General features: G+C 59.1%; 8 protein-coding genes. 4 read left to right on the top strand and 4 right to left on the bottom strand.

What is annotated here, in order from left to right:
* Positions 1-21: 21 nt before the first annotated feature.
* Together fkpA and AAHA41_RS09290 are read left to right on the top strand one after the other, a co-directional pair.
* Entirely contained in the window at positions 22-816 is a 795-nt protein-coding gene (fkpA, locus tag AAHA41_RS09285) for an FKBP-type peptidyl-prolyl cis-trans isomerase (RefSeq protein ID WP_323069014.1), read from the top strand.
* 150 nt (positions 817-966) lie between these two features.
* Complete coding sequence (locus AAHA41_RS09290; protein WP_201963431.1) at positions 967-2373, top strand: sigma-54 dependent transcriptional regulator; 1407 nt, start codon at positions 967-969, stop codon at positions 2371-2373.
* A gap of 56 nt (positions 2374-2429) precedes the next feature.
* Here the strand turns inward: AAHA41_RS09290 and AAHA41_RS09295 are convergent, their stop codons facing one another.
* From AAHA41_RS09295 to AAHA41_RS09305, 3 genes are all read right to left on the bottom strand, one after another.
* A complete protein-coding gene (locus AAHA41_RS09295) occupies positions 2430-3299 on the bottom strand; it encodes a tetratricopeptide repeat protein (RefSeq protein ID WP_323069013.1) in 870 nt (289 codons plus the stop codon).
* A 113-nt stretch (positions 3300-3412) separates the two neighbouring features.
* On the bottom strand, positions 3413-3748 hold the full coding sequence (locus AAHA41_RS09300; protein WP_323069012.1) for a hypothetical protein: 336 nt from the start codon (positions 3746-3748) through the stop codon (positions 3413-3415).
* A 156-nt stretch (positions 3749-3904) separates the two neighbouring features.
* Positions 3905-4249, bottom strand: coding sequence for a DUF2956 domain-containing protein (locus tag AAHA41_RS09305; RefSeq protein WP_203975107.1), 345 nt, complete (start codon positions 4247-4249; stop codon positions 3905-3907).
* Between the two features lie 259 nt (positions 4250-4508).
* On the opposite strand from AAHA41_RS09305, the gene ushA reads away from it, so the two are divergent.
* Entirely contained in the window at positions 4509-6236 is a 1728-nt protein-coding gene (gene ushA / locus AAHA41_RS09310; RefSeq protein WP_323069011.1) for a bifunctional UDP-sugar hydrolase/5'-nucleotidase UshA, read from the top strand.
* 469 nt (positions 6237-6705) lie between these two features.
* Here ushA and AAHA41_RS09315 read toward each other — a convergent pair whose 3' ends face one another.
* Positions 6706-7566 carry a Tim44-like domain-containing protein gene (locus AAHA41_RS09315; protein WP_323069009.1) on the bottom strand — a complete coding sequence of 287 codons (861 nt, stop codon included), beginning with the start codon at positions 7564-7566 and terminating at the stop codon, positions 6706-6708.
* Between the two features lie 363 nt (positions 7567-7929).
* On the opposite strand from AAHA41_RS09315, the gene dnaB reads away from it, so the two are divergent.
* Positions 7930-9324, top strand: coding sequence for a replicative DNA helicase (gene dnaB / locus AAHA41_RS09320; RefSeq protein ID WP_041210543.1), 1395 nt, complete (start codon positions 7930-7932; stop codon positions 9322-9324).
* The last annotated feature ends 154 nt before the right edge of the window (positions 9325-9478 follow it).

Consider the following 9478-nt stretch of genomic DNA (forward strand, 5'->3'; position numbering starts at 1 on the left):
ATTTGGAGTTTGGAGAAACTGATGAACAAATTTCTGAAGGTGTCCCTGTTGGCTGCGGCGGTTGCCGTAGGTCTGACTGCTTGCCAAAAAGACGAGAAGCCGGCTGCCAATAGCGCCGAGGTGAAGGCAGAGGCCAGCAAACCGGCAGCGTCTACCAAGGCGCAGAGCTTTGAAGAGCAATCCGGTTACGCCATCGGCCTCTCCATGGGTCGCTACATTGCCAACACCCTGGAGCGCCAGCAGGAGCTGGGTATCAAGCTGGACAACGCCGTCATCCTGAAAGGGGTCACCGATGGTCTGGGCAAAGAAGCCAAGATGACCGACGAAGAGATCCAGAAAGTACTGCAGCAATACGACGCCAAGATCAACGAGCTGACCAAGGCCAAAGCCGAGAAAGATGCCGTTGAGAATCTGAAGAAAGGTGAAGAGTTCCTGGCTGCCAACGCCAAGAAAGAGGGCGTGAAGAGCACCGCATCCGGCCTGCAGTATCAGGTCGAGAAGATGGGCACTGGCGCCAAGCCGAAAGCGACCGACATCGTCAAGGTTCACTACACCGGTACTCTGACCGATGGCACCAAGTTCGACAGCTCCGTAGACCGTGGCGAGCCGGCAACCTTCCCGCTCAACCAGGTAATCCCGGGCTGGACCGAAGGTGTACAGCTGATGCCGGTTGGCTCTAAGTTCAAGTTCTTCCTGCCATCCAAGCTGGCCTACGGCGAGCACGGTGCAGGCTCCATCCCGGCTAACGCCGTGCTGGTGTTTGACGTCGAACTGCTGGCTATCGAGAAGCCGGCTGCAGAAGACGCCAAGAAGTAATTCCTTTGTATCGATGAAAACGGCTCCTTAAGGGGCCGTTTTTACTTGTGCATCCTCTCGTTTCACGGGATAAACTGAGAGCATTGCGCATGGGATATCAGCGGTAGCGCTAAAAATAAAGAACAAAATCAATTAACAAGGATCAATCCTGTGGCTGAGAACGCACCCCGTGTCCTGTTGGTGGAAGATACCCGGAGTCTGGCGGTAGTTTATGAGCAGTACCTGCGCCAGGATGGCTATGAGGTGGTGCTGGCCGATTGCGGACAGCAGGCGCTGGAGGTGTTGCTGACGAGCCCCCCTCCGGTGGTGCTGCTTGACCTTGAGTTGCCCGACATGTCAGGCATGGAGATCCTGCAACAGATCACCGAACAGCAGCTCCCCTGCGCCGTGGTGGTGATCACCGCCCACGGCTCGGTAGATGTGGCGGTGGAGGCGATGCGTCTCGGTGCCTTCGACTTTCTGACCAAACCGTTTGACAGCAAGCGGCTCTGCGCCACAGCCCGCAATGCCTTGAAACACCAGCAGTTGAGCTCGCTGGTTGCTCACTATCGCGAGAACTTCGAGCGGCAATCCTTCTTCGGTTTTATCGGTGCCTCCATGGCAATGCAGGCGGTTTATCGCATCATCGAGAGCGCGGCGCCGAGCAAGGCGACCGTCTTTATCACCGGCGAGAGCGGTACCGGCAAGGAGGTGTGCGCCGAGGCGATCCACCAGTGCAGCCCGCGCCGCGAGCAGCCCTTTATCGCCCTCAACTGTGCCGCCATTCCCCACGATCTGATGGAGAGCGAGATCTTCGGCCATGTGAAGGGCTCCTTCACCGGTGCCCAGGGCGATCGCAAAGGGGCTGCCAGTCTGGCGGACGGTGGCACCCTGTTTCTCGACGAGATCTGCGAGATGGATCTCGACCTGCAGAGCAAGCTGCTGCGCTTTATCCAGACCGGCACCCTGCAGCGGGTCGGCAGCGGCAAACTGGAGACCGTGGATGTGCGCTTTATCTGTGCCACCAACCGGGATCCGCTGCTGGAAGTGAAGGCGGGTCGTTTTCGCGAGGATCTCTACTACCGGCTCCACGTCATCCCCCTCTATCTGCCGCCGCTCAGGGAGCGGGGCGAAGATATTCTGCTGCTGGCCCGCAGCCTGCTGCAGAACTATGCGAAGGAGGAGAACAAGCGCTTTCGCGACTTCGATGCCGCCGCGGCGCGGGTGCTGCTCGACTACCCCTGGCCCGGCAACGTGCGCGAGCTGCAGAACGTGGTGCGCAATATCGTCGTGCTCAATGACAAGGAGCTGGTCAGCCCGGATATCCTGCCGCCGCCCCTCAATGGTGTGCGGGCTCTGGCTGTTGCAACGACAGCTACCCAGCAACCCGCAGCGACAGCTACCACTCCCGCAGTTGGCGGGCCGATCAGGCCGCTCTGGCTGGTGGAAAAAGAGGTGATAGAGCAGGCCATCGCCAGCTGTGACGGCAATATTCCCAAGGCGGCGGCGCTGCTGGAGATAAGCCCCTCCACCATCTATCGCAAGAAGCAGGGGTGGGAAGAGGCCAATCTGGCCTGAACCAGCTTGCCAAAAGAGAAGGGCGGCCAGAGAGCCGCCCTTCTCTTTTGTGTCGTTCAGAGTTTGGCGAGGCGTTTGAGCCTGGCCAGCCGCTCAGCCTCATGGCTCTTGCTCCAGCTATCGCGCGAGAGCAGAAACCAGGCGCGGGCAAAGTATTCGGCCGCCGCCGGATCATCCAGCGCCAGCGCATTCTCCCCCAGCTCCTCGAACAGATCGCCATCTTCCGCAGCGCCGGCTTCGCTCATATCGGCTTTAAGCTGGGTCAGTTCTGCCATCGCTTGTTGATGCAGACCCATGGCCCGGCTCAGGCGGGCCAGACTCCAGCGGGCGATAAAAGCCTTGCCCTGCTCCTGATGTGCTTCATGCCAGCTCAGACACTTCTGTTGCAGCGCTTTTGCCTCCTCAAATCGCCCCAGCTCGAACAGGGTCCAGCCCAGATTATGGTAAATGGCGGGTAGCCAGCTGCGCACCCGCTCATCCGGGCTGCGCTCGGCCAGCTCCATCCCCAACTGATGCCAGCGGCTCTGCTCTGGCGGCGGCACCGTCATGGCCACCATCTGGGCGGCATCGATGGCGAGATAGAGCTCCTTGCTCTTGAGTCCCTGTTGCCAGGCCTGCTCAAACTGCGCTTTGGCCTGACTCTGATCGCCAGCGGCATGGAACAGGCGGCCCCGCTCGATATGCAATCTGACCCGGGCTCTGGGGGTTGTCCCGGTGAGGCGCTTCTCTACGTCATCAAGGGTCTGTCTGGCTTGCTCTGGCTGGTGTTGCAGGGCGTGGGTGCGGGCAATCTGGGTCAGCAGCTCCAGCTCGAGCTGCAAATCTTGGTCGGCGCGCGCTGCGGGCAACAGGGCATCGAAGCGCTGGGCAGTGGCGACGGGATCCTGATAGTCCCATAGCGCCATGAAATCGGGCGGATTCTCCATCTGGCCTCCTGGCTGGCGATCCTTGCACCAAGATGCCTGCAGGTTATTGATTGCACAAGGGACGCTCGTCACAGAGCGCCCCTTGAGTCATGTCAGCGTCAGCGGCCAGCCGGTCAGTAGACCATGGCCAGGCTCATCAGCATCAGACCGAGTGCGGCAAAGGCCCCCTCCTTGATGGCCAGACGTGGCACCAGTGCCTTGGGCAGGCCCGGCAACAGGCTCAGGGCAAAGCCAAGGCCCGGCATCAGCCAGTGGAAGGCGGGATTGCGCAGGGCGGGATCGGCGGCGCCATTGATGATGATCAGCAGAATAAAGAGGGTAAAGGCGGGCAGAATAAACCAGCGCACTGTGCCGGCGGCAACGGCCCGCAGCGGCGAGATGCGATAGAGCAGCATGGTCACCAGAAAGAGCACAAAGGGGGCCAGCAGGTAGAGCGGAGCGGGGTTCATAACGAATTTCCTGAAAACAGATGACCAGACAGTCTGGATTGGCAACAGCTTGAGCTGGGAACAGACAGAGGCGGGATTTAATCAGCCTTCAATTAGCCTGACCAGCCTGATGGCCCTGCTCTGTGAAGCGGATCCCGGACAAAGGTTTGCCAGCCTTTAGCGCAGCCACAACCAGACGGCGACAAAGCCGAGCCAGCTGGCGGCCAGCAGGGCCCATGGCAGCGGATGGTGGCGAGTGACCTCGATGACCTCAAGGGCTTCATCCTGTTCGTCGTCTTGCTGCGCTTGCTGGTTCTGTTTCGCTTTGGTCTGCAGCTTCTTCTGGCGACTGGCTTCGCGAGCCCGCGCCTTCATCTGCTTTTTATACTCGTCGATCCCTTTCTGGATCCCCTGGGCGATAAGTTGGGTCTGCTCCTTGGTCTGCCCCGGCTTCTGGTTGGCGCGGGCAATTTTCATCGCCTCCTGCTGGGTCTCGGGGGAAATCTTGTCGTACTTGGCCATCAACACACTCCTCGGGCATGGGGGAGGGAGTATGCCATAAAACCGCGTTTCGTGGGGCTAGGTCAGGTATGGCTGCAAATGAGAAACACCTCAATAAAAGCATTTAAAAATCAGCAGCAAAGGGTAAGTTTGGCCGTCGATCACAATTAACAACATTTGTGAGTCGCTGATGAAAATTTCTTCTTCGTTGTTTGTTATATTTGGGCCCGACCTGCTGGATAGGGTCACTAAATAACAAAACAATCAAGGTGATATGGAAATGAATAATAACGTTATCAAAGGCAGCGTGGCCCTGGCCGTGCTGGCGGCACTGACGGGTTGCAATATCTCCAAAAACGACAGCGTGGCACCCTGCACCGAAAATGTCTGCAAACTGACCATTCTGCATACCAACGATACCCACGGCCGTTTCTGGAACAACGCGGAAAACGAATATGGCATGGCAGCCCAGAAGACGCTGGTCGAACGGCTGCGTAGCGAGGCCAAGGCAGCTGGCAGCAATGTGCTGGTGCTCTCCGGCGGTGACGTGAATACCGGGGTGCCCGAGTCGGATCTGCAGGATGCCGAACCCGATTTCATGGCGATGAACAGCATCCGCTACGACGCCATGGCGGTGGGCAACCACGAATTCGACAACCCCCTCAGCGTGATCGAGAAGCAGCGCAAGTGGGCCAGGTTCCCCATGCTCTCCGCCAACATCTATGACAAGGCGAGTGGCAAGCACTACTTCGACCCCTACAAGGTGTTCAAGCTGGAGAACGGTCTCAAGGTCGCCGTGCTGGGCCTGACCACCGAGGATACCGCCCAGCTGGTGGATCCCGACAACGTGAAAACCCTGGAGTTTCGTGATCCGACCACGGAGGCGGCCAAGCTGGGCAAGCAGATCCGTGCCAAGAAAGAGGCCAATCTGGTCTTCGCCATCACCCACATGGGCCACTATGCCGATGGCCAGCACGGCAGCAACGCGCCGGGCGATGTGGAGATGGCTCGCAAGCTGCCAGCCGGCACCCTGGATGCCATTATTGGCGGCCACTCCCAGAATCCGGTCTGCATGGAGCCGGGCAGTGCGAACAAGTACGCCAACTTCAAGCCGGGTGATGCCTGCCTGCCGGATCAGCAGAATGGCACTTGGATCATGCAGGCCCATGAGTGGGGCAAATATGTGGGTCGTGCCCAGTTTGACTACCAGAATGGCAAGCTGACCCTGACCAGCTATGAGCTGATCCCGGTCAACCTCATCAAGCGCAACGCCAAGGGCGAGCCGATCGATGCCAACGGTGTCGTGACCAAAGACCCGGCCAAGATGCAGTTCGTGCAGGACGAGATAGTGAAGGATCCTGAGCTCTACAACACCCTGCTCACCTATCAGGAGAAGGGTCAGCAAGAGCTGAATGTCGTCATTGGCTCGGCAGATGGCTTGCTGGTGGGGGATCGCAACTCGGTGCGCAACAAGCAGACCAACCTTGGCCGCCTGATCACGACGGCGACCACCGGCAAGCTGGGCGTTGACTTCGGTATCGTCAACTCCGGCGGTGTGCGTGACAGCATCCCGGACGGCGACATTACCTATCGCAGCGTGCTGCTGGTGCACCCCTTTGGCAATACGGTCAACAAGGCGGTGATGAAGGGGAGCGAGCTGGCGACCTATCTGGGCCAGGTTGCTACCAAAACCCGTAACACCGGTGGTTACGCCCAGTTTGGCGGCATCAATATGGCGGTAGATTGCCAGGCCAAGAGCGTGAATATCACCAGCATCGGTGGCAAGGCGTTTGACCCGGCAGCCACTTACAGCTTCGCCATCCCGAGCTTCAGTGCCTCTGGTGGCGATGGCTATCCGAAGATCGATACCATCAACGCCGGCCTGGTCGATGCAGCCGTGCTGAAGGAGTACATCGAGGTCAAGAAGACCATCAACGTTGCCGACTATCAGCCGGCCAACGAGGTGAGCTATCTGAACACCACTACTCCAACTGAAGGGTGCAACTAAGCATCGCCATATGGTCATAACAGGAGCCGCACTTGGCGGCTCCATTCAAACAGATCCCCGGGCCTTGCCCGGGGATTTTTTTATCTTGTGGCGATGACCTGAGCCGGTTAGGCACCGGCTGCCCGGTGCTTGGTATCCCTGCTACAAGGCGCGTTTCCCTTTATCCTGCCGCCCACACTCGACGTTTTCCGCTCTGCTACCTCTTGGCGAGATCGGCCATATCCCTTTGAGGGGCCGCTGGCAGCGCTAAAGGCACAAGGAGATGCGCATCCTGCCACTATAAATTTAATTTATAGGTTTTTCTTAAATGGCATTGCTTTGGCTTATACCAAACCGGTGGCAGGAGAGAGGCTCTGCCAGATCCGTTTGTTGGCCCTGACAAGCCTTCCGCCGATTTTTGTGGCGATAGCGTGAGCAAAAAAAGAGGCAGCCGGATGGCTGCCTCTGCGGTTTTTCATGAACGCTGCGATTACAGCTGCTCGATACCAACGATATGCCAGGGGGCATTGTTCTTCGCCAGATCGCGCTCGAGGTGCCACACCTCTTTGATGTCCTCTTCGACCTGCTCCTGACGGTCCATGTAGCGGCCGCTGAAGCGCACGCTCACCTGGGCCCAGTCGCTGCCGTAGTCGGCGCGCACCAGCTGGGTATCCACATACATCACTTCGGTATGCTGGTCGCCAGTCAGTTCGGCGCGCTCGGCCTTGAGCTGCTCGAACAGCTCGGGGCTGACGTATTCACGCACTTTTTCCAGATCGTTCTTGTTCCACGCCTCTTGCAGGGTGCGGTAGTGGTCGCGGGCACCGGCCAGGAAGCCGTTCATGTCAAAGCCCGGCGGCAGGCGGAACGGCACATCGCTGTCGGCAAAACCGGTGGCTTGCGGTGCGCTGTGGCTCTGCTCGAACTGCTGCGGGGCAGCGGATTGCGGTGGCTGATAGCCGGCATAGGCCGTCTGTTGCGGTTGTGGCGCTCCCATCTTGCCCCGGCGCATGGCCCGGAACAGGAATACGGCACCCAGTGCCAGCAGGGCGATCAGCAGGAAGTCCATCCCTTGCAGACCTTCAAAGGCGCCGCTGCCCAGCAGGTAGGCAAACAGGCCACCGGCCAGCAGACCGCCCAGCAGACCACCCATCATGCCGCTCTTTTTCGGCGGGGTCTGGGAACCCAGGGTCGGGTTCTTGTTGTCGACCGGTTTGGCCGCAGGCTGTGCCGGCGCTGTCTTGTAACTTTTGCCAAAGGATTTGCCGCCACCAAACTTCTTGGCCTCGGCGTGCGGTGCCCCCAGGCCGATGGCCAGGATCATGGCAAACAGGGTCAGCATCTTTTTCATTTTGACTCTTTCACTCTCGTCTGTAGTTGGGGCATGCTCTGCTTAGGCAAGCTCAGCAAGGCGCATGGCAGGCTGCCTGTCCCTAAATGTGTCGCAGCTTGTGCCGATAAGTACCATGACAGGCATGAATTATTCATGAACGAATTACCACCTCGGGTGGGTCTCGATGTCAGGAGTGTGCAGCATGAAAAGCAGACGATTGAGCCGCAAAGAGCGCAAGATGCGCAGCAAAACCAGAAGCAGCAAGAGCGAACAGACCCTGGTCTGGCCCTTTATGATGGTATGAGCCGCCAGATAGGGCTCGCCGTAGTTGGCTTTCTTTTGTAAAATTCCCGTCCCCTTCCCGCTGCGGTTTTTATGTGTATGGCAGAGCAAGTGACGGCGAAAAAAGACGCCAAGACACAACAGCTGAAAGTTCCCCCCCACTCTTTTGAGGCCGAACAGTCCGTACTGGGCGGCCTGATGCTGGATAACGACGCCTGGGATCGGGTCGCCGAGCGGGTGATCGACAAGGATTTCTACAGCCGTCCGCACCGGTTGATCTTCCAGGCCATGACCCGCCTCTCCAACGCGGGCAACCCCATCGACCTCATCACCCTGCAGGAGGAGCTGGAGCGCTCCGAACAGCTGGAGGAGGCAGGTGGCTTCGCCTATCTGGTGGAGATCGCCAAGAACACCCCGAGTGCCGCCAACATCAACGCCTACGCCGAAATCGTGCGCGAGCGGGCGGTAGTGCGGGAGATGATCTCGGTCGCCAACGAGATCGTCGAAGCGGGCTACGAGCCGCAGGGCCGTACCTCCAACGATCTGCTCGATCTGGCCGAGAGCAAGGTATTCCAGATCGCCGAGCAGCGCACCAGCGCCAACGAAGGCCCCCAGCCGCTAAAGCTGATCCTCGAGCAGACCGTCGACAAGATTGAAGAGCTGTTCAAGACCCCGCACAACGGTGTGACCGGCGTTTCCAGTGGCTACAACGATCTGGACAAGATGACCGCCGGTTTGCAGCGCTCGGATCTGGTCATCGTCGCCGCCCGTCCCTCCATGGGCAAGACCACCTTTGCCATGAACCTCTGTGAGCATGCGGCCCTCACCGCTGACAAGCCGGTGCTTATCTTCTCGCTGGAGATGCCCTCCGAGCAGATCATCATGCGTATGCTCGCCTCCGTGGGGCGTATCGACCAGACCAAGGTGCGTACCGGTCAGCTCGACGACGAGGATTGGGCCCGTCTCTCCTCCACCATGGGGTTGCTGCTCGAGAAGGGCAAGATGTATATCGATGACTCCTCCGGCCTGACCCCGACCGAAGTGCGCTCCCGCGCTCGGCGGGTGGCGCGGGACAATGGCGGCATCAGCATGATCATGGTGGACTACCTGCAGCTGATGCGGGTTCCCAGCCTCTCCGACAACCGGACTCTGGAGATCGGTGAAATCTCCCGCTCCCTCAAGGCGCTGGCGAAAGAGCTGCAGTGCCCGGTGGTGGCGCTCTCCCAGCTCAACCGAAGCTTGGAACAGCGCGCCGACAAGCGCCCGGTCAACTCGGACCTTCGTGAATCGGGCTCCATCGAGCAGGATGCGGACTTGATCATGTTTATCTATCGTGATGAGGTTTATCACGATGACAGCCCTGACAAGGGGATTGCCGAGATCATTATCGGCAAGCAGCGTAACGGCCCCATCGGCCGGGTGCGTCTCACCTTCCAGGGTCAGTTCTCCCGGTTCGACAACTACGCCGGCCCGGCGTTTGACGACGATTATTGATAAGTAACAATCAGGGCAATCCTGTGGTCAGGATTGCCACTACCGCTCTGACCCGTTTGCCATTTATTGAGAGGCAGCCCGTCAGAGCATGTTTTCCCGGTTCGACAATTATGCCGGTCCGGCCTTCGACGACGATAAGTGAGTGGCGGTCTTC

The sequence above is a fragment of the Aeromonas sp. SER genome (assembly GCF_038739615.1).
Lineage (GTDB): Bacteria > Pseudomonadota > Gammaproteobacteria > Enterobacterales > Aeromonadaceae > Aeromonas > Aeromonas jandaei.

What these genes read in the sequence shown, in the direction of transcription:
- fkpA (WP_323069014.1), top strand. Translation starts at nt 22, where the DNA reads ATGAACAAATTTCTGAAGGTGTCCCTGTTGGCTGCGGCGGTTGCCGTA.
- AAHA41_RS09295 (WP_323069013.1), bottom strand. Translation starts at nt 3,299, where the DNA reads ATGGAGAATCCGCCCGATTTCATGGCGCTATGGGACTATCAGGATCCC.
- AAHA41_RS09300 (WP_323069012.1), bottom strand. Translation starts at nt 3,748, where the DNA reads ATGAACCCCGCTCCGCTCTACCTGCTGGCCCCCTTTGTGCTCTTTCTG.
- AAHA41_RS09305 (WP_203975107.1), bottom strand. Translation starts at nt 4,249, where the DNA reads ATGGCCAAGTACGACAAGATTTCCCCCGAGACCCAGCAGGAGGCGATG.
- ushA (WP_323069011.1), top strand. Translation starts at nt 4,509, where the DNA reads ATGAATAATAACGTTATCAAAGGCAGCGTGGCCCTGGCCGTGCTGGCG.
- AAHA41_RS09315 (WP_323069009.1), bottom strand. Translation starts at nt 7,566, where the DNA reads ATGAAAAAGATGCTGACCCTGTTTGCCATGATCCTGGCCATCGGCCTG.
- dnaB (WP_041210543.1), top strand. Translation starts at nt 7,930, where the DNA reads ATGGCAGAGCAAGTGACGGCGAAAAAAGACGCCAAGACACAACAGCTG.